The organism is Brevundimonas sp. NPDC092305, from assembly GCF_044755415.1.
Lineage (GTDB): Bacteria > Pseudomonadota > Alphaproteobacteria > Caulobacterales > Caulobacteraceae > Brevundimonas.
The window spans coordinates 119,105-138,404 of the sequence record NZ_JBIVQY010000001.1 but is presented as its reverse complement, the minus strand read 5'-3'; the positions used below and the strand labels follow the sequence as shown (position 1 = coordinate 138,404).

Sequence of the window (19,300 nt, the reverse complement as noted above, 5' to 3'; positions counted from 1 at the left end):
CTCTCGGCCTAGAAGCTCTTGGTGACTTCGAGCGACCAGATCCGGCCATAGGGATTGGCCTGCTGGGTATCGAAGGCGTTGGTGCCGGTCAGCACCACGTTCGGATCCTCGTCGGTCAGATTCTGGACTGACACAGAGACCCGCAGACCCCGGGCCCAGGGCATGGCGTCGTCCGGCGCGAACCAGGAGACGTTGGCGTCCAGGGTGGTCCAGCTGTCGATCTCGGTCACCGGGAGGCGGACGCCGGCCACGGTGATCGGGGCGGTGTTGGTATAGCCGCCGACATAGTTGACGAACAGGTTGGCGCTGATCGTCTCCCGACGCAGACCGAGGTTTCCGCGGATGCGGGTGCTGACCGGATTGTTCAGCGTGTCCAGCACATCGAGGAGGCCCGATGTCGGCGACAGGGTTTGCTTGAGGTTGAGGATTTCGGTCCAGGCGACGCCGCTGGACACCTGCCCGAACCGCGTGTCGAAGTCGTAGCCAACGTTCAGGTCGATGCCGTCCTGCTCCACCGTACCCAGGTTCTGGGCCTGGCCGTTGAGGTAGGCCACCAGCGAGCAATATGGCGTCGCACTGAACGGGATCGGATAGCCCCGGTTGATCAGGTCGCGGTAGACCGGGTTGTAGGTCGACACATTGCCTTCGACGCAGGTGCTGGGCTGCGGCGCGGGCGTGATATAGGCGGCGAAGGCGGCGCGGTTGGCCGGTGTCGCGAGGAAGGTCGAGGCCTGGTCGCCGATGGTGACGATCTTACCCTTATAGTCGATGTTGTAGTAGGTGATCGAGGCGCGCAGCCCCTCCAGCCAGGACGGGCTGTAGTCCGCGCCGATCGAGAAGGTGGTGGCTTCCTCCGGCTTGAGGTTGTTGTTTCCGCCCTGGGTCCGCGCGAACACATTCGATGTTCCGGTCGCGGGGTTGCTGATCGGGATCAGCGGATCGCTTGAGCCGTTCGAGTATTGCGCCAGACCGAACATGGTCACGACGTCCTCGTTGTTCTCCTGCAGGCTGGGAGCGCGGAAGGATTTCCCCCAGGTGCCGCGCACCACGAGATCGTCGGTGGGCTCCCAGGTCAAACCGACCTTCGGATTGGTGGTGTCGCCGAAGTCCGAATAGTGCTCGTAGCGCGCCGCCAGGCTCAGATCGAGACGGCGCATCAGCGGGATATTGGAGCCCTCGGCGACGAGCGGCACGAACAGTTCGCCGAACAGGGAGTTCACATCCCGCGTCTTGGCGCCGAAGTAGGTCGTGCGGAACTGGTTATCGACGTTGGTGGTCGTTCCGGCGTTGCGGTATGTGCCGTCGAGGCGGACGAACTCGGCGCCGAAGGCGGCCCTCACCGTGCCAGACGGCAGGGTCATCAGAGGACCATCCATCTTGATGACGATGTCGGTCAGGGCGGTGCGGTTTCGAAGGTTGTTCTCCCCGAACACCCGCTCCTTGATGTAGTCGTTGACCGGCGCATTGGCGAACGGGTTGAAGTTGGTGTCCCCTCGCGCGATCAGGGCATTGAGCGCCGCCGTATTGTTGATGCCCGCGCTCGGCCCCTTCTCGCACTGGCAGTTCTTGGCCAGGGCATAGGTGGCGTAGGCGTCGATCTGCCAGTCCTGACCGACATCCCACGTCAGGCCGACGGTCTGGGAATAGCTCCGCTCGGTGGCGATTGTGTAGCGACGACCGAAGTCCTTGAACCAGGGATAACGAACACTCAGCGATCCGCCCGGCGCCACCCCGGGCAGGCCCGCGATGTAGAAGGGGCTGGAGGCCGGCACGGTGACGGTGTCGACGCGGTACCCGCGCAGCGCACTGTCCCGACGGCTGAAGAAGCCTTGGTAGTACAGGCTCAGGGTGTCGCTGACGTTCAGATTTCCGAAGGCGGTGAGCGAGTCCCGTTCGCGATGAGGCAGATAGTCGGTGTAGTCGGCGGAATCGACGACATCGGCCCCGGGGATCAGTTGCGCGGCGGTCAGCGGACCGCCCGTGTAGCCTTCGGGAACGCTGAAGTAGCGGACCACGCCGCCTCCGGAAGTGACGATCACCGGAACCCGCGCCGTGACCGTCGTACCGTTGATCCGGTTGTCGTTGCCGCCGAACGGACGCAGGTCCTGACGCAGGAAGGGGCTGTCACCACGCAGCATGGCGCGCCGGTCGTCATGGTCGTAGGCGACGACGAAGTTGCCCCATTCCCAGGACCGGCCCACGACGGCGGCGGCGCCCCATTGGTCGTAGCCGTCCGCCGCAGAATAACGCCCGGTGATTTCGGCGCCGTCGTAGTTCTTGCGGATGATGAAGTTGACCACACCGCCCACGGCGTCAGTGCCGTAGATGGCCGACGCGCCGTCGGTCACCACCTCGACGCGTTCAAGGGCGGCGATCGGGATCTGGTTCGGATCCCCGAAGGCCGAGGTTGTACCGGAAGGCGCGATGCGGCGACCGTCCACCAGCATCAGGGTGGCGTTGGCGCCCAGACCACGCAGGTTCAGCGATGTGCCACGGCTGTGATTGGTGCCGGCGTCCTGGGATCCCGAGTTGCGGGTCTCGTCGATCCCGAGGTTCTGCAGCTGCGGGAGGGTGCGCACCACATCGGCGGTCGAGGTCAGCCCGGTCGCCTGAATGTCCTCGCGGGTCTGGGACACCGTCGCCGAGCCGACCGGTCGGATGCCGCGGATGCTCGTGCCGGTGACCACGATGTCCTCGACCTGGGTCGCCTCCTGATCTTGCTCGTCCTGCGTCGGCAGGCGCGAAATGTCTGAAGAGGCCGGTGGCGCGGTCTGGGCCGCGACTGGACCGGCCAGGCCGAGGGCCAGGGCCGTGGCGGCGCCGCCAAGGGCGAGCGCGCGCAGGGACAGGTTCGCCCGAGGGCGTTCGATGATGCGCATATTTTCCTCCCGCTCCTCGTACACCGGCACGCAATCGGTTGCGTTCAATGTCGAGGATTCTCTCTTGAGCTTATGACAAACACGCTACGCAAACGATTGCAAGACTCCTTCTGCATCGAGGGCCAGGGCGAGAGCGCCGAACAGACCGGAATGTTCGCCGAGCCCGGGTCCGACCAGCAGATCGGACCCGTCAGGCGCCATCGTGGGCACATAGCCGGCGATGGCGGCGGAAAAGGCCGAACGCGCCGCCGCGAGGACGGCGGGCCTGCGCCCCACGCCCCCGCCGATGACGATCTTCTGGGGCGAGGCCGTCAGGGCCACCGCAGCGAGCACCTCGCCAAGATACGCCCCGGTCAGCGCGAAAAGCGGATGGGCGTCTTCAAGGTCGTCGGCTGCGCCCCCCAACCGGTCGGCGAGAGCCGGCCCGCTGACGAGCCCCTCAAGACAGTCGCCGTGCCAAGGGCAGCGTCCAGCGAAGCCGTCGCCCTGAAGGCGCCGCGGTCGGATATGACCGGCTTCCGGATGAAGTGCGCCGTGCACGGGCCGGCCGTCCACAACCACGCCCATGCCGATGCCGGTCCCGACGGTGACATAGACATGCGACCCGCACCCCACAGCCGCGCCCCAGCGCCCCTCGCCGATCGCCGCCGCGTTGACATCCGTGTCGATCACGACCGGGACGCCGAACCGTCGGGACAGCGGCCCCGCGACATCCGCATGAGACCACCCAGGCTTGGGCGTGGCGCCGATACGACCCCAGTCGGGACGATCGCGATCGACGCCGAGGGGGCCAAAGCTTGCGACTCCGATCCGCGTAAAGCCGCGGCCTTCGCGTTGCAGGCGCTCCAGAGCGTCGCCGAGGGCGACGACGGTGGTGTCGGGCGAGGTCGTCGCGACTGCGATCGGAGCGGCGTGCGCCTGGGGCCCCTGCCCCACCGTCACCGCCGCGCGTGTACCGCCCAGTTCGATGCCGGCTACGGAACTCATGCCGTTCGCTCCAGCCACCGCAGGCCCCAGGGATCAAGAGCAACCGGCCCCGTCCCGGCTTCACCGGAAATCAGGTCAGCCCAGCTCTCCGCACCGAAGCGCGCCACCGCGGGCTCCCCCTTGAAGTTCGCAAGCAAGACGAGGCGAACGTCACCGCCGCGCTCGAAGGCGAGGACGCCGTTGGCCTCGACATCGAGAATCTTCACGGGCCCGAGCGCCTCAAACGCCGTATGGCTGGCCCGGAGGGCTGCGAACCGCCTGATCGCGGCGAAGATTTCGCCGGCGCGTCCGGCGCCTCCCTTCCGGGCGATCTCCGCCTTGGCCCAGTCCATCGCCGGCCGGCCCAGCCAGCGCCCCTCAGCGGCCCGCGCCGGGTCGTCCCGATAGGTCTCGTCATTGCCCAGAGCGACCTCGTCGCCCATGAAAACGACCGGTGCGCCGTCGAGCGCGAAACAGACGCCGTACAGCAGAAGGAGCCGCGCCGCGCCGTCAGGATCGGCGGCGTCGTCCGCGCCCGTCAGTGAGGCCGCCATGCCGTTGATGCTCGGCACGCCAGCGAAAACCTGGAACACCTCGCCCTTGCCGAAAGTGGCCGGCGACGTCCGTGTCAGAGCCGTCGCGGCCCTCGCCTGAAGTTCGGTTGAGACATGGGGCGTCAGCCCGCTGAAGATCACGTCGTCATGACACCGGACGTAGTTGACCCAGGCTCCATGCGCCGGTCGGGCGGCGCCGGCCTCGATCATCCGTCGCACCGGCTCCGCGTCGGCCAGCGCCAGCGAGGTCCAGGCGCCGGCCATGACGCCGTTCGCGTAAGCGAGATCGCATTCCGGCATCGCTTCGTCGCCGAAGAAGGGCAGCACTTCTTCGAGTCGATCGATCGCCTCGGCCTTCAGCACCACGCCCGGCGCCGCGACGTCCAGGATTGCCCGCCAGGCCGCCAGAATCAGATGGACCTCCGGAAGATTGCGGCAGGCGGTGCCCGCCCGTTTCCAGAGAAAGCCGGTGGAATCCAGGCGGAAGCCGCCGAGGCCGAGGTTGGCGAGGTTGAGCAGGGCCGAAGTCATGGCGGTGAAGACGCGCGGCTCGGCGTAGTTGAGGTCCCACTGGTAGGGATAGAAGCTGGTCCAGACCCAGGCGCCGAGTTCGTCCGACCAGGTGAAGCTGCCGGGCGCGCTGTCGGGAAAGACATCCTGCAGATGGGCTTCCCACGCGTCGACCGTCTCGCGGCTTTCGAAGACGTGGAAAAACTCCCGAAAGCGCGGGTCGCCCTGCCGGGCCGCGAGCGCCCAGTGATGATCGTCGGCGACGTGATTGCAGACCAGGTCGGCCACCACCTGCACCCCGGCCCGGCGGGCGGCGCCCAGGAGGGACTTCAGTTGCCCCAGGTCGCCGAGCTCCGGATTGACGTCTTCGAAGTCGGCGACGGCATATCCCCCATCACTCTCTCCGGCCCGAGGTTTCATGAAAGGCAGGAGATGGAGGTAGGTGACCCCGAGGTCCGACAGGTAGTCGAGACGGTGCTCGACGCCGGCGAATGTGCCGCCGAAGCGATCAACGTAGGTCGAATAACCGACGGTCTGTCCCTGCCGCCACCACCCTTCGGGCGGGTTGGCGGCGTCCCAGGCGCGCAGTTCGGGCGAGCGGGCCCGGCGGGCGTCAAACACGAGGCTGCGGAGATCGCCCAGCCAGGATTCGAAACCGGGGGTCCTGCCGTAAAGCGCCGACAGCGCTTCGGTCGCCCGCGCCCAGGCTTCGCCAGCGGCCTGATCGACAGGCGCCGGGCTCGTCTCGGCGAGCGCACCATCCATACAGATCCTCCCCGGGTCGTTCGACCACTTATATGCAATCGTTTGCCTGTCATTTCCGCGCAATTCAAGTGGCGATAGCGAAGGCCGGCAATCTGCTCGCGGTCACAGGTCGAATTTTCCATGCTATCGATTGCGCAGCTCGTCGAAATAGGCTCACATAACCTCGAGCCGACGCAGTTCGGCGATCGCGAAAGCGGTCCAGAGGGAGGATTTCATGGCCAACGCTGGCGATCGCAGACTGCTGCGTGTGCTGACCTATCTGATGTTCGCGATGTTCGCGATGACGACCGACTCGGTCGGCGTGATCATCCCCCACGTGATCGAGCGCTACTCGCTGGGCATGACTGCGGGCGGCGCCTTTCAGTACGCCACGATGGGCGGCATCGCCCTCGCCGCACTGGGCCTGGGCTTCATGGCGGATCGTGTGGGCCGCAAGGTCACCATCATCATCGGTCTGGTCCTGTTCGGTCTCTCGTCTGCCCTCTTCGCGGTCGGCGAGGAGTTCCTGTTCTTCGTGGGACTGTTGTTCGTCGGGGGACTTGGCATCGGCGTATTCAAGTCCGGCGCCCTGGCGCTTATCGGCGACATCTCCGGGTCGACGCGGGAGCACTCCGCGACGATGAACACCGTCGAGGGTTTCTTCGGCATCGGCGCCATTGTCGGCCCCGCCATCGTGGCCTGGCTGCTGCAGTCCGGGGCGGACTGGAAATGGCTCTATGTCGTGGCGGCCGTGATGTGCGGGGGCCTGGTGCTTGCATCGAGTCTGGCGCGCTATCCGGCCCGTCCGACCGTGGTGGAGGCCAGACCGAGCGCCGGCGTCGGCGAGACCCTGAAGCTGATGGGTGATCCCCATGCGCTCGGGTTCGGGCTGGGCCTGATGCTCTATGTGGCGGCCGAGGCGGCGGTGTACGTCTGGGCTCCAACCTATCTCGCCGGCTACGAAGGCCAATGGGGCTGGTTCGCGGTCTATGCAGTGTCGATCTTCTTTGTCCTGCGCGCGGCCGGTCGCTTCCTTGGAGCATGGCTGCTGTCACGTCTCGCGTGGCAGTCGGTTCTGGCGATCTGCAGCGGGGGCATGTTCGTATGCTTCGCCATCGCGGTGTTCGGCGACCGCGGGGCCGCGGCCCTCGCCCTGCCCGCCTCCGGTCTCTTCATGTCCGTGCTCTATCCGACGATCAACTCCAAGGGGATCAGCTGTTTCGACAAGGGACGCCACGGCCAGATCGCGGGATTGCTGCTCTTCTTCACCTGCGTGAGCGCCGTGTTGGCGCCGCTGGCCATGGGACTTCTCGGCGACGCCTTCGATGATCCGAAATACAGTCTTTACCTGGCTGCGGCCTGCGCCTTTGCGCTGACCCTTCTGGCCGTCTGGAACGCCGTGGCCGATCCGACGCGAACCCGTCTCAACCGGCGAGACGAAGAGGACTACGTCTCGCCGGAGGACACGGCCTCGGCCATGGCCCCGCCGGCCTGATTTTCCGGTTCTGCCCCCCGATGGTCTCCAGCCGTCGCACTGAGCGCCCTCCCAGGGGGCGCTCTTTTTTTATCCGTCGACAGACTGCGTTGCGCCCTTGGCCATGCGTCCAGCCATCGCCCGAGGCCGGCGTATGGAGGAGCCTCGAACAGGACCGCCGCGCGTCCCCCGCGTCCCCCGCGTCCAGCCGACGAAGCGGCCGTCTCTTCGATCAATCCTGTCACTAGCAATGGATGTCGCGACCTGGCGATCGGGCGGCGCGTGGACCCAAACACGCGCCGCCCGATCGCGATGACGACCTTACCAATCTGCGGGGCTGCGCGTATGGCGACCCGAGCCGATGACGCATCTCGCGCCACCACCGGTGCGGCCACAGCGCCTTAGTCGTGCCGACGCCGGGCATTTGCAGCCTGCCCGAACAGGCCTCAAGCGTCTGCAGTTCTCGAGGCCGGTGCGCGCGCCGGTGTCGGCTTCAGATTGGGCCTTCATCCTTTTACCAAATATCGACTAGCCTTGCGCAGCCCGGGCGGCCGCCGCGGATGTCCAGGCTTCGGCTAAAGGCGGCGGCGCATGGCTCAACCATGTTCTCAACGCCCGGCGCTACCAAGCCTGCGTGGTACACTTGCCAAGGTTGTGAACCTGATTCATCCTGCAAGTCCGTCCTTGACGACGGCGAGGCGTGAGAACCTCGGTTGAGATCGTAACGACAGACCAAATGCGCGCCGTTGGTGCGCGTTGGCGTGACGTTCGTCACGTTGAGAGCCTGCGACCTCAGCCAGAGTTTTTCGTCCCGAAAGGGAGCGAGGTCATGGCGAGCAAAGCCGCAAGCGCAAACAGTGTCGTGAACCCACGGACTGAAGAGCTGTATCGCGATCATGCGCGGTGGCTGCTGCGCACGCTGCAACGTCGGTTCGGCGGCGACGTGGCGGAAGACCTGGTTCAGGAGACCTACGCCCGCCTGGCGAAATACGGTTCGGTCGAGATTGCGAACCCGAAGCCCTTCCTGCTCACGGTAGCGCGCAACGCGTTCCTGCAAGGCTACAAGCGTGATCGCCGGCGAAGCGAGGCGGAACAGGTTCAGTTTGCGCTCTTCGGCCGGACAGAAGCATCGTCACAAGTTGAGACAGTCGTCTTTCGCGGAATCGTGCTGGCCATGCCGGTTAAACTTCGGGACGTCTTTTTGCTGAGTCGGGTCGGCGGCCTGACTAACCGTCAGATTGGCGATCAGTTGGGCATCGCGGAAAAAACCGTGGAGTACCGGATGACCCGGGCTCTCGCCTACTGCGCGGCCCAGCTGCGGCGCTGATTTGACCGCGGCGCGATCACGATCCCGTCAACCTGAACAGCGCTGCAACGTCCTGAAACGATGTCGCCGTATCCGGTGGCTTTCCGGTCTTGACGACCCGCAGGACGTTGCGTGGAAACTTCGGCCATGGCCGACGTCATTCCTCATGACCGGGAGTTCAGACCGCCGCTGACGGCGCGCAGCGACGACCGCTATCCACGGCTGCCGGTCCCTCAGTTTGCAACGACTTCGCCGCTCAGTAGACGCGGCCTCCTGCAGCATTTCGCCCGGAAGGGTGGGCGGGCGATGGTTCGCCCGGTGGTAGCGGTCGACCACTCGCGCCGGGTCGCCGTGAAGGTTCGGCCAGTGCCTCACCTGTCGGCTCCCCGGGCGGGCCTTATGGCTCACATCCGCTATGTCGAACGGGACGGCGCGGGCCCGGCTGGCGAGCCGGTCGAGCTGTTCGGGCCTCAACAGGATCAGGCCGACGGACACGCTTTCGCCTACACGGCCCAGGACGACCGCCATCATTTCCGTCTCACCATCGCGCCCGAGGACGGTGTGGAACTCGGCGACCTGCGCGCCTTCGGTCGGGAGCTGATGAGCCGGGTCGAGCGTGATCTGGGCACCCGGCTCGAATGGGTCGCGGGCGCCCACCACGACACGGGCCGGCCACACCTGCATCTGGTCATCCGCGGCGTCCGGGACGACGGACGGACGCTCCGGATCGAGCGCGACTATATGACGAGCGGCTTCCGGGACCGGGCGCAGGAGATCGCGACCGAAGCCCTGGGCAGTCGCCCGCTTCGTTCCCAGCCGCACATCCTTCGGCTCGACCGGTTCACGCCTCTGGATCGCTGGCTGGTCGAGAACGCCATTGACGGCAAGGTCACCATGAAAGACTTGCCGGACCTCATCCGCTCCGATGCGCTTCAGCGACTTGGACACCTTGAGACCCGCGGCTGGGTAAAACGAGAGGATTTTGGAACCTGGTCGATCCCGACCTCGCTGCGGCGCGACCTGTCCGGCGCACAGGAGCGGTCCGCGCTGGAGTCGGCGGCGACGAGGGTTCTCGCCGACAGCGCCCTTAAGGCCCCCGTCGCGGACCTGGTCGACGCCACGCCCAGGGCCCGTGAACGCTTGGTCGGATCGTACGTCGGCACACGCTTCGTAGGACCCTATGCCGGCGGCGTTCACGTCCTCGTTCTGGACCTTCACGATGGCCGTCTGGGTTACATCCGGATGCCCGACCAGCACTCTGTCCTGTGTCTGGACCGCATCCCCGAAGGCTCGATCATTCAGGTCGGGGGATGGCCGCGGGACACCCGCGCAGCGGATCGCACGGTTGCTGACGTTGCGGCGAGAAACGGCGGCGTCTGGTCGCCCTCCCGACACAGCGCGGCCTTCCCCGCCGATACGCCCAAATTCATCGAGCGGCATCTGAAACGGGTGTCATCGCTCGCCCGCGAAGGCGCCTGCGAGTGGCTGGACGGTGATCGCTTCGCGATACCCGAGGACTTCGCCCAGCGGGGGCTCAAGTCCGACAGCGCGCGCTGGGGCGACGCCAACCCTGTCGTGCATGTCCTCGATGATCGACCTCTGAGCCAGCAGGTCGACGCCAAGGGTCAGACTTGGCTCGACCGGGAGTTGAGCCTGGATCAGCGCTTCGCCTACGAGGGCCGCTTCGGGCGCGACGTCCACGTGGCCCTTGAAGCTAGGGTCGATCACCTCCGGCGCGAGGGCCTTGGTTCCGGAGATTCCTTCCGGCTGTCCAGCGACGATCTTGTGGAACTTGGCTTGCGGACCGGCCAGGAGATGTTCGATGCCTGCCGAGAACGCGGCAAGGCTTTCTTCATGGCCCAGACAGGGGACCGCGTAAGAGGGGTATACACCCAGAAAATCCACCCGTTCGGAGGCGCATTCGCCGTGATCGAAACCGACGCCTCCGCGACACTCGTGCCGTGGAAGCCCGGCCTGGAAGCCTGCCGCGGTCAGCAGATCACGGGTGTTTTGGGAGAAAACGGTCTGGAGTTCAGGACAGCCCGCGCGTTGTCTCGAGGATTGGGACTGGAGCTATAGATGGTCATGAGTTTGACGACCGTCGATGCTGTCTTTGACGGCTAAGCGCCAGGAGCGGACGTTGGTGCCCGCGCAGAAACTTGACGTTGCGGACATGGTTTTGGACTACGTGCTTGGCCGCCCGACCGTAGCATGGCAGATGCCGCAGCATGAGCCTGATCAACATCCGCCCCTATACGCCTGCCGATCTGAACGCGATCATTGCTCTGTTCAATGGCTCGGTGCGACAAGTTGCGAGCCGCGATTATAGCGCCGCCCAAATCGACGCTTGGGCGCCGATCGCGGTCAACACGAGGCTCTGGTCAGAACGACTTGAACGCAAGCCCACATTCGTTGCGGAATACCAGTCTCAGGTCGCCGGGTTTAGTGACTTGGAACCGGCAGGCCAAATCGACATGCTGTTTGTTCATAGCGACTATCAAGGCCTCGGCGTCGCCCGGAGTCTCATGAACCATATCCTGCTCAAAGCCCGCGAGCAGAACCTTGCAGAGCTGACCACCGACGCGAGCATCACGGCTAGACCCTTCTTTGAGAGAAGTGGCTTCCGAGTGCTCAAGGAGCAGGACGTTCAGCTCCGTGGTCAGACCTTCCGCAACTACCGTATGGCTCGAGCCCTTTGATCAACATCAACGGCCTCTGCGCGCCAGTTCCGGACATTAGCGCAGGCTCGCACATCGGACGTTCGTGCTAGCCTTGCGACAGCACCTATAAACGAGACATCTCGGACATTTCCGATGAGCGACGCGGCCCTGAAGGGACCAGCTTCCTACTTTCCCTCTATCGAGAAGACATATGGCCAGCCCATCTCTCACTGGCAGCAAATCGTCCGAGCCGGTTACCCCGCCAAGCATATGGAGCTCGTCGCGCTTCTCAAGAACGAGCACGGTCTAGGTCACGGCCACGCCAACGCCTTGGTGGCGCACGCGCTAGCGAGCGACGGCCTAAAGTAGCAGCTATTAAGTCTGCGGTCTAAGGCCGGCTATGCCTCAGGTCGGAGAGGCTAAAAAAGGCGGCGTTACCGCCTCTCGTAGACCAACGTCATCTTCCGCTCCGGACTGTCGATCCGCCAGGCCACCTCCGTAAACGACTGACGATCCTCGGCCAGAGAGTTCTGTCCTTGCACGAATGGCTTTCCATCGACCCAGAATGTCCAGTCGTAGCTAGTCGGCGAGGTCGCCGTAACCGCCAGGGCGTTGCCTGAACTCGCTGATCCGCTGTCGACCACAGGCTCCCCGTCAAATCGGGTGATAATCACACTTCGAGCTTCCACCGACTCCATTCGCATCGCGCCGCCGCCGGCATCGCTATAAATCAGTGTCTCCGGCTTATCGCCGGCGTCTTCGGCCCTTAGTGACCATGTCCCAAACCAGGGGCTCGTATCACTGCCGTCCTGTGCGGCACCTCCCAACGTAACCGCAAGTAGGGCGGCGGCGATGCAGCGCTTCAGCACGTTTACATCCTCCAATGCTGGCTTCCACGAGCACTCTGCAACGAAGATGGTTTCCAGTCGAGCAGCAGCGGCTCCGCGCCAGAAGCGGACATGAGCTTCGCGCGCGGAAGGCGACACTCATTCAGGCCCTTGAAACCCATCCCCGATAGGTCAGGGCGGTGTAGAATAGCTGGGGATCGACAAAGCCAGCCGCGCGGAGCAGATCGGACTCCGCTTTAGGCGACAGGATCGGCAACCGCTCCCCCAACGTCCGCGCCCCGCCTTTTGTCTTGTCGAACGAAATGCCATTGGTGTTGGCGAAGGCCTCAAGCCGATCAAGCCAGAGATTTCGCTCTTGTCCCTCCGGTATGCTGTGGTGAGCGACTACGAAAGTAGCCCCCGGTTTCAGCCGACGCCGAATTTCGTTCAGCATGACGACGCGCTCTTCGGCCGGTACGAAGTGCAGGACCAGCAAACATGAAGCGCCGTCGAAGGGGCCTTCCGGCACCGAGCTGATATAGCCTTCGCGCCAGTCGACGCGATCCGCCAAAGCGCCCAGCGTCCGCCGGGCGAGCTTCAGCATTTCGGCGGACGGATCGACCCCGACAAAGCGCCAGCCGGGCTCGGCCTCCGCGAAGACCTTGAGCTCCAGCCCGCCTCCAGCGCCGATCACCAAGATGCGGCCGTCGGCCGGCGCCGTCTCGGCCAGCAGGAGCCGAGTCATCTTTTGGAGGTCAGCGAAGCCCGGCACGAGCCGGGGCGGATTGTCTGTGTAGCGGGCGACCGCTTCGGGATCGTCGAAGCCGTTCATGCCGCGGCCGCCTCAAGAACCAGGGCCCGGTGGGCGGCGACACCCGCCATGACGCCGGCGGCGGAGGCGAAGGTGGCGTTGTACATCTGCGAGGCCGCGTCGCCGGCCGCGAAGACGCCGGCAAGGCTCGTCTGCTGCGTCTCGTCGACTTGGACATAAGGCCCGGTCATCCCGTCTGCGAACGCGCATCCGAGCTGGTCTGCAAGCGGACTGGCCATGCGCGTCTTCGGCGCGGTGAAGACCGCTTGTGTCGGGACCTCCCGACCGTCAGCCAGCCTCAGGCCGCGCGTCTCCGCCCCATCCCCGAGGAGTTCGGCCACCGGCGTGCGTTCGATCTCCACGCCGCGTTCGGCCAGTTGCGCCGCCTCGTCTGGCGAGGGCTCGAACACACCCTGAGTGTAGAAGGTCGTCGGGCCCCAGTCCGGTAGAAGCAACGCCTGGTGCACAGCCCCCGAGGCGTTAGCGATGACGGCCAAGCTTCTGTCCTGCACTTCATAGCCGTGGCAGTAGGGACAGTGCAGGACGCTCACGCCCCAGCGCGGACGCATCGACTCCAGCGGCAGGTCATCCGCGACCCCTGTCGCCAGGATCAACTTGCGCGCCCGCACCGCTGTGCCGTCGGACAGGGTCAGCGACGCGCCCTCCTCATCCAGTGAGGCCGTTAGCGCCTCACCATGGACGAAGTCGACAGTGGGATAGCGAGAGAGCTGGGTCAGCCCCTCCCTCATGATCTCCGCCGGCGCCACGCCGTCCTGACCAAGAAAGCCATGCGAGGCGGCGGCGAAGCGGTTGCGCGGCTGACCGGCGTCGATCAGCAGGAGCCGGCGCCGCGCGCGTGCCAGCATCACCGCCGCAGACAATCCTGCGAAGCTGCCGCCGACCACAATGGCGTCATATCGATCCATGAAACGCTCTCGCAACTCGTTATGTTACGAGTCCTAGACCGTCCGTATTTTTCACGCAACTCGCTTTGTTACATCTGCTCGTCTGTGCTAGGGTGCGGTCATGCCCACAGACAGCCGCCTGTCCCGTATGCTGCACGTCCTGATCCACATGGATAACATCGGCGAGCCTGTGACGTCCGAAACCATTAGCACGATGTTGGACACCAATCCGGTCGTGGTGCGGAGGACCATGGCCGGTCTCAGGGCGGCCGGGTATCTGACCTCGGTCAAGGGTCACGGCGGCGGCTGGACCCTAGCCCGACCTCTGGACAAGGTGACCCTGCGCGACATCCATAACGCCCTAGGCGCCCCCCGGGTATTCGCCATCGGCCTGGCTGACGACAACCCGCGATGCCTGATTGAGCAGGCCGCGAACCACGCCCTCAAGGACGCGCTGGATGATGCCGAACAGCGCCTGCTGAAGCGCTTTGGGGAGGTGACGCTTGGCGAGCTGTCCCGACATGTCGCGGCCTCTCGCAACGCCACCTAAGTGGCGCTACCCCGTCTTGGGCATCAGGAAGAACGCTAGACGTATAGGGAAGCGGTGCTTTGCCGGTCTCGTGCTCGCGCCGTCACCAGAGCCGCCTCGCGCCAGTAGCGGACTGGGAACGGGATCGGAACCAGACCTCTGGGCAGTGTCGGAACTGGCGTCACCCCTGTCCAATGACCCAACGCTGACGACATGTGGGACCTGGAACGTGGGACAGAGGCATCGCCAGTCAGTCCAAGGGGTCGGGCGTTCCCGCCTCCCCAATGTCCGGGGCTAGCGACCGCGTTCTGGTGATCCGGACCACCGCAAATGCTTGGCAAGCCGCCGCGAGCCGAACGGGCGCTACCTTCGAGGAGTTGCCGGCATCGTCGAATCAACCGCCACGAATGTAAGCCTTCGGTCTGGCCGCAATCGCGGCTTCCGCACCCGGGCGGCGGAACTGGGCGTGAGGCGTCACCTAGACGTGCTGCACGTAAGCGCCAGACGGCGCTCGGGCTAAGATCGGTCTCAAACGACCTCCACGTCCAACTCAAGGCCGCGAATAACTTCGGCCACGCAAGTCGCAGACCCGCTGGTGCAGTCGATTGAGAACTGCGCAGATCCATCTACGTATCGTTCCGCCTGGACGAAGACCGCCGAAGGACCGGCCTTGCTGCGGCCGCTGGCCTGGTCTGTGATGGTCACTTGCCCGGCGGTTTCTGGGATGCCCACGCTAACCGCATGCCTCGTATTGCATTGGCGGCGCATACTGATTGTCACGACATCCCCGCTGACGGCGCCGGTCACACCGCTGACCTCGCATTGTACAGGAATGTGGGCAACGAGCCTCATGGTGGCCCGAGACCCAGGGCTGGCCATCGAAGTGCTCGCTACGGCCGCAGCCGCAAAGACAGTAAGGAACATCGGAATAGCGCGCATCTGGCCCCCTCTGGACGAGCGAACCTGACATGCGCGCCTTAAGGCTTGTCCAAGCGACTTGGCTTACGAAATCTTACTCATTGGGGATCGACCGAGACCGTGATGATGTCCTGGTAGAGTCCGGCGTACCGCCCTCTGACCTCGCCGACCCGGAGCGTCAGCGGATAAGAAGCGCCGCTCAGCGACATTGGAGGCGTCCGGCTGATCGTCGTCGGAGTCGCCAGCGACCGCGGCTCACCATCGAGGTTTATCGTGTAAGGCACCGCGGGCAACTGGGGTCCATCCTCATGTTGCATCACGCCGCCATGATCGGATGTCAGTGTCACGAGCACGGATGTGTTGGCCCAGACGTTGATGAAAACTCGCGCTTCCTCCCCTGTCGTCAGAGTCTGAAAGTCGATAGCGGGCGGCGCCATTCCGATGCTTCCGCGGCCTGGTGACGACGCCCCGGAAATGCTCATCTGTGATCGAGCGGGCACAAGCGTGGAAAGCGACATGGCCCTGTCTGTAACGATGGGATCTCCGCCACTGAACACAGAAAGCCCGATGCGCTGCTCATAGCTCCCGGGCGACACAACGGCTCCGACCTCGAGTTCCGCCACGAAAGAGACCTTGATCTCTCCTGCGGCCGGCACTTGCACAGGAAACGGGCCGATCTGCGCGCCGCCTTGAAGCCCGGCAGGATGGACCAGCGTGTAAGTGATGGCCCCACCGAGCTTGAGTCCCCCGCCCTCGGGCTGGAGGATGACGCCGGCCAGACAGCTCTCAAGCCCCGGATTCCGAATGATCACGTCGAACGCCAACTGCGTAGGCGATGGCGAAAACGGGTCGTATATCTGCAAGACCGGGGAGGCTGAGGCGACAGTCGCCCCCGGGCATGCGGACCAGGCGGGGCCCGGCAGAACGACGGCGACGCCAGCCAATATAATGAGGGCAGATCTCATTTCAGGTCTCCTCCGACCGTTAACACGCCGATATCAACCGTTCCTGCGGAGTCCTCCGGCACATCTATCACCCCGATGGACCTTTCCGTTCCAAAGACCACGACGTCATACCGGCCAGGCGCAACCTGCTGGGCAACCAATCGCCCGGTCCGATTGGTGAAGAACGTCGTTTGGACCGCCTCCTTGCCGGCGAGGGGCCTCAATGTGCCACCGAGCAGCGCGCCCGGCTCACCATTCGAAAGCACGAGGCGTCCCATCACAGTATTGGAAGCGGCTGAGCCGACCGGCATCACGAAGCCGCTTGCAGCTCCCGGCACGAGATCAATCCGGCCAGCTCCAATGTCATAGCCGGGGGGTGCGTCCTCAACCCGGACCTCCACGGAATCGAAGGCGTATGGACGCTGCAACGGGACAAGGGCGGATCCCAGCGCGCCCGTGCGGGCCGTGTCGCCGAATGTCGAACGCGAGCGTGCATAGACGACAGCGTCGCCGAGCGTGGGATGAGGATCAACCACCACAAAGCCGCGATCGGCCTCACGGCCTAGCGCCCACCGCCCATCGGCCCACCCCACCCCGAACGTGAGGCCAGCGTTGGTGAGCTGTGTTTCCTGACCTTCGGCGCCCAGGTAGTCGTGCGTGACCCGGGCCCGGAAGCGGTTGCCGTAATATTCGAAATCCGCGTTTGCGAGCGGAGCGCCATCGCTTTCGCCGAGCGCCAGCCGGTACCCGAACTCATCCAGGCTGTCATAAGCACGCCTGTCGAGCTCGGCTATGCTCTCATTGCGCGCGGTGCTGTACCTCGCTCTAGCCGACATCCTTGCGCCCAGCGGAACACTGATCGAAAGGCTGGCCCGGTCTTCATCAGAAAAGCCACCGTCCCTTTGCTCAAGATTCAAACCGACTGAAAAACGGCCGAAGCTGCGCGAGAAGGCCATGGTCGACCGGCGCTGATCGTCCGGCTGGCCACGCGAACGGCTGTAGCCTGCGCCCAAGGTGGCGAACACGCCTGCGGGCAGTTCGGCCTGATAGCGGGCATCCACTTCCCAGGCGTTCGCGTTGAAAGTTGCCGCTCTCGGCAGCATCGGAGAGAAGCCCTCGGACACGGCTTCGAAGTCCACCTGCACACCACTCTGGCGGCCGCTCGCACTGAGGCCGAAAAGCCGCCACGTCATGAGAACGGCGTGTTCGGCGTCATCGTCCGTGTTTAGATCCATTGCCGTCTGGACGCCGAAAACGCCGAACCGGGTCGCGTAGGCCGCCTGCCCGGCGAACAGGGCGTTAGTGGGGTCGACCTGCACGGCGGCTCCGAGCGTAACGGCATCATTGACCCCGCGCTGATAAAACCCGCTGAAAAGCAGGTCGTCGTCATACCGGGGGTCATCGAAAAACCCACCTCCGACCTGCCGGAACCCGACGGTCGCCGAGAAGATCGATACACCAGGCTCGAGCAGTTCAACGTCAGAGAAGAACGAGAGGGAAGAGACTTCGCGACGGCCGCTGTCATCCTCGACGACGAGCTGGACGTCGTTGTAGCCATCAAGGAAAGGGAAGTCGCGCAAGTCGTATCGGCCCGGGCCCAGTCGCAAGGTCTGCTGGACGACGCCGTTTACGAGTACCTCGACACGGGACGCGTTCTCCAGGGTGAGCTGACCACGGCCGGATGGACGTACGTTTCTGTAGGGCTGAATCGTCTGGTACAGACGTTCCACCGACAAACCGGCAAGGCTGACCGGCGCCTGATAAGCGCCGAGCGTCTGGGGATCTACATCACCAGCAGCGTAGCGCAGCGCCCGGCTTGTATCGTCATAGAACAGGGTGGTTCGACGGCGCGCTGCGTCGCCATCCTCCCTATAGCCGCCTTCGAACGCGAGGTTCAGACCGTCGACCCCCCCGATATTGCCAAATCCCCGGATGGCTACTTCTGCGGGTTCTCTGACGACGTCGTCGGCTGGCCCCTTGTAGTCGATCTGGGTGTTGAGCCCGACAGTGATTCCGAAGGCCCGATCGGAGGGCGGGGTCACCGTCGCCCCTCCTCCCTGGCGCGTGTAGTCAATCAGTGAGATGCGATTAAGCGCCCGGGCCCCCGCTGTGATCTGAGCGTTCAAAGTCAGCGCTGCCTGATCGAACGTAAGCGAGAGTTCGGGCCCGGATAGGATATTTACCGCGACGAGCTCGCCCCCCCCTGCCCGAGCCAGGAGGCCGTCGATGACGGATTGAGCAACGAGCGGACGGAGCAACTCCACCAAACGGGCCACTTCGACCGCAGCGTCGCCGTTTACCGACGTCTCAACAGGCACTTCTCCGACATAGGCGCCATTGAGCGACATGGAGATGGCCAGGCGAAAGCGCCGGTCTTGGACTGCGGCTCCGGGAGTTATGAGGCCCGAGAGAGTGGGCGAAGCTGCGGGTTCTGCGCCAGTTGTCCCGACGGAGGCGGCGAGGGCCATAGCGGCCAGACTGATCGACATGGACTAGCGTCCGGAGCTGATCGGTACGAACTCAAATCGGGCTGATGCCCCCTCTCGAACAAAGTCCTGCCCCACGGGCAAATCGATGATGCGGGTCGCGCCTGGTTCGATCAGGGGCTGGGAGACCGCCGCCCGAAGGTCATCGCCCTCCAGCGTCTGTGTCGCGCCGCCAGCGGTGGTAAAATGCCAACTGCCGTTATGAAGACGCGCGTACCGATTGCCACGGTTGATGACCGTGATGTGGAGCTTGCCGGGTTCGGCGGCCGGCTCCACCGACGTGACCTGGACATTGGCGGTCGCGCCCGTCGGCGTCACGGCAACGGATGTCCCGAGATTGAATAAGAACTGGACGCCGGATGACTCCGATCCCGTGGTGTTGACCGGCAACTGAGCCACTGTAACCACATACAGTCGCGTCTGGCTGATCGTCGGGTCACCGACGTACTGGACCCGAAAATTCTGAAATCCGTTAGGCGGAACGATACCCTGTGGCGGAAAGACGATGAAATCATCTTCGGCCGGCTCCCGGGTTTCCTCCCCATTAGGGCCGATATGGCGACGCTCGACCCGGATCTCCACCGGCATCGGAGTGTCATTTGTGTTCTCCACCCGAACATCCTGCGTAGCCCCCCGACCGGTCGGAGTAAGGTCATACGACATCGGCTGAACGCGCATGGCCAGGACGGGCGTCACCAACAACCCGAACGCCAGCAACGCGGCTGCAAGGCCCCGCCATCTGTCAGCTCTGAACAGTTTCATGAACATGCGCCTTCCCCTGACACGG

The 19,300-nt window shown here is 64.6% G+C and carries 15 protein-coding genes; 6 read left to right on the top strand and 9 right to left on the bottom strand.

Annotated features, from left to right (window positions below; genetic code table 11):
- Positions 1-8 precede the first annotated feature (8 nt).
- From ACIQC9_RS00605 to ACIQC9_RS00595, 3 genes are all read right to left on the bottom strand, one after another.
- A complete protein-coding gene (locus tag ACIQC9_RS00605) occupies positions 9-2,879 on the bottom strand; it encodes a TonB-dependent receptor domain-containing protein (protein WP_400611620.1) in 2,871 nt (956 codons plus the stop codon).
- An 84-nt stretch (positions 2,880-2,963) separates the two neighbouring features.
- Positions 2,964-3,866: an ROK family protein gene (locus tag ACIQC9_RS00600; protein ID WP_400611618.1), complete on the bottom strand. Its 903-nt coding sequence runs from the start codon at positions 3,864-3,866 to the stop codon at positions 2,964-2,966.
- Positions 3,863-5,674, bottom strand: coding sequence for an alpha-amylase family glycosyl hydrolase (locus tag ACIQC9_RS00595; protein ID WP_400611616.1), 1,812 nt, complete (start codon positions 5,672-5,674; stop codon positions 3,863-3,865). Before ACIQC9_RS00595 ends, ACIQC9_RS00600 begins: the two co-directional genes overlap by 4 nt.
- A gap of 214 nt (positions 5,675-5,888) precedes the next feature.
- On the opposite strand from ACIQC9_RS00595, the gene ACIQC9_RS00590 reads away from it, so the two are divergent.
- The 5 genes from ACIQC9_RS00590 (at position 5,889) to ACIQC9_RS00570 (ending at position 11,462) form a co-directional block, all read left to right on the top strand.
- Complete coding sequence (locus ACIQC9_RS00590) at positions 5,889-7,148, top strand: MFS transporter (RefSeq protein WP_400611614.1); 1,260 nt, start codon at positions 5,889-5,891, stop codon at positions 7,146-7,148.
- A gap of 808 nt (positions 7,149-7,956) precedes the next feature.
- Positions 7,957-8,454 carry an RNA polymerase sigma factor gene (locus ACIQC9_RS00585; RefSeq protein ID WP_400611612.1) on the top strand — a complete coding sequence of 166 codons (498 nt, stop codon included), beginning with the start codon at positions 7,957-7,959 and terminating at the stop codon, positions 8,452-8,454.
- 378 nt (positions 8,455-8,832) lie between these two features.
- Positions 8,833-10,512, top strand: coding sequence for a DUF3363 domain-containing protein (locus ACIQC9_RS00580; RefSeq protein ID WP_400611610.1), 1,680 nt, complete (start codon positions 8,833-8,835; stop codon positions 10,510-10,512).
- Between the two features lie 149 nt (positions 10,513-10,661).
- The gene (locus ACIQC9_RS00575; RefSeq protein ID WP_400611608.1) at positions 10,662-11,132 is read left to right on the top strand and encodes a GNAT family N-acetyltransferase; all 471 of its coding nucleotides are present in this window, start codon (positions 10,662-10,664) and stop codon (positions 11,130-11,132) included.
- A 114-nt stretch (positions 11,133-11,246) separates the two neighbouring features.
- On the top strand, positions 11,247-11,462 hold the full coding sequence (locus ACIQC9_RS00570; RefSeq protein ID WP_400611606.1) for a DUF4287 domain-containing protein: 216 nt from the start codon (positions 11,247-11,249) through the stop codon (positions 11,460-11,462).
- A gap of 65 nt (positions 11,463-11,527) precedes the next feature.
- Here ACIQC9_RS00570 and ACIQC9_RS00565 read toward each other — a convergent pair whose 3' ends face one another.
- The 3 genes from ACIQC9_RS00565 to ACIQC9_RS00555 form a co-directional block, all read right to left on the bottom strand.
- Complete coding sequence (locus ACIQC9_RS00565) at positions 11,528-11,962, bottom strand: hypothetical protein (RefSeq protein WP_400611604.1); 435 nt, start codon at positions 11,960-11,962, stop codon at positions 11,528-11,530.
- A 121-nt stretch (positions 11,963-12,083) separates the two neighbouring features.
- Complete coding sequence (locus ACIQC9_RS00560; protein ID WP_400611602.1) at positions 12,084-12,752, bottom strand: class I SAM-dependent methyltransferase; 669 nt, start codon at positions 12,750-12,752, stop codon at positions 12,084-12,086.
- Positions 12,749-13,657, bottom strand: coding sequence for an NAD(P)/FAD-dependent oxidoreductase (locus ACIQC9_RS00555; RefSeq protein WP_400611600.1), 909 nt, complete (start codon positions 13,655-13,657; stop codon positions 12,749-12,751). Before ACIQC9_RS00555 ends, ACIQC9_RS00560 begins: the two co-directional genes overlap by 4 nt.
- Positions 13,658-13,757: 100 nt before the next feature.
- Between ACIQC9_RS00555 and ACIQC9_RS00550 the strand changes: the two genes are divergently transcribed.
- Positions 13,758-14,186, top strand: coding sequence for an Rrf2 family transcriptional regulator (locus tag ACIQC9_RS00550; protein ID WP_400611598.1), 429 nt, complete (start codon positions 13,758-13,760; stop codon positions 14,184-14,186).
- A 995-nt stretch (positions 14,187-15,181) separates the two neighbouring features.
- On the opposite strand, the gene ACIQC9_RS00545 is transcribed toward ACIQC9_RS00550, so the two are convergent.
- From ACIQC9_RS00545 to ACIQC9_RS00535, 3 genes are all read right to left on the bottom strand, one after another.
- Positions 15,182-15,907: a hypothetical protein gene (locus ACIQC9_RS00545; protein WP_400611596.1), complete on the bottom strand. Its 726-nt coding sequence runs from the start codon at positions 15,905-15,907 to the stop codon at positions 15,182-15,184.
- A 137-nt stretch (positions 15,908-16,044) separates the two neighbouring features.
- Positions 16,045-18,516 carry a hypothetical protein gene (locus tag ACIQC9_RS00540; protein WP_400611594.1) on the bottom strand — a complete coding sequence of 824 codons (2,472 nt, stop codon included), beginning with the start codon at positions 18,514-18,516 and terminating at the stop codon, positions 16,045-16,047.
- Positions 18,517-18,519: 3 nt separating this feature from the next.
- Positions 18,520-19,281, bottom strand: a complete 762-nt coding sequence (locus tag ACIQC9_RS00535) for a fimbria/pilus periplasmic chaperone (protein ID WP_400611592.1) — start codon at positions 19,279-19,281, stop codon at positions 18,520-18,522.
- Positions 19,282-19,300 lie beyond the last annotated feature (19 nt).

Bases quoted from the DNA above. Each gene is read 5' to 3' on its own strand.
- ACIQC9_RS00605 (WP_400611620.1), bottom strand. From the start codon at position 2,879: ATGCGCATCATCGAACGCCCTCGGGCGAACCTGTCCCTGCGCGCGCTC.
- ACIQC9_RS00600 (WP_400611618.1), bottom strand. From the start codon at position 3,866: ATGAGTTCCGTAGCCGGCATCGAACTGGGCGGTACACGCGCGGCGGTG.
- ACIQC9_RS00595 (WP_400611616.1), bottom strand. From the start codon at position 5,674: ATGGATGGTGCGCTCGCCGAGACGAGCCCGGCGCCTGTCGATCAGGCC.
- ACIQC9_RS00590 (WP_400611614.1), top strand. From the start codon at position 5,889: ATGGCCAACGCTGGCGATCGCAGACTGCTGCGTGTGCTGACCTATCTG.
- ACIQC9_RS00585 (WP_400611612.1), top strand. From the start codon at position 7,957: ATGGCGAGCAAAGCCGCAAGCGCAAACAGTGTCGTGAACCCACGGACT.
- ACIQC9_RS00580 (WP_400611610.1), top strand. From the start codon at position 8,833: ATGGCTCACATCCGCTATGTCGAACGGGACGGCGCGGGCCCGGCTGGC.
- ACIQC9_RS00575 (WP_400611608.1), top strand. From the start codon at position 10,662: ATGAGCCTGATCAACATCCGCCCCTATACGCCTGCCGATCTGAACGCG.
- ACIQC9_RS00570 (WP_400611606.1), top strand. From the start codon at position 11,247: ATGAGCGACGCGGCCCTGAAGGGACCAGCTTCCTACTTTCCCTCTATC.
- ACIQC9_RS00560 (WP_400611602.1), bottom strand. From the start codon at position 12,752: ATGAACGGCTTCGACGATCCCGAAGCGGTCGCCCGCTACACAGACAAT.
- ACIQC9_RS00555 (WP_400611600.1), bottom strand. From the start codon at position 13,657: ATGGATCGATATGACGCCATTGTGGTCGGCGGCAGCTTCGCAGGATTG.
- ACIQC9_RS00550 (WP_400611598.1), top strand. From the start codon at position 13,758: ATGCCCACAGACAGCCGCCTGTCCCGTATGCTGCACGTCCTGATCCAC.
- ACIQC9_RS00540 (WP_400611594.1), bottom strand. From the start codon at position 18,516: ATGTCGATCAGTCTGGCCGCTATGGCCCTCGCCGCCTCCGTCGGGACA.
- ACIQC9_RS00535 (WP_400611592.1), bottom strand. From the start codon at position 19,281: ATGTTCATGAAACTGTTCAGAGCTGACAGATGGCGGGGCCTTGCAGCC.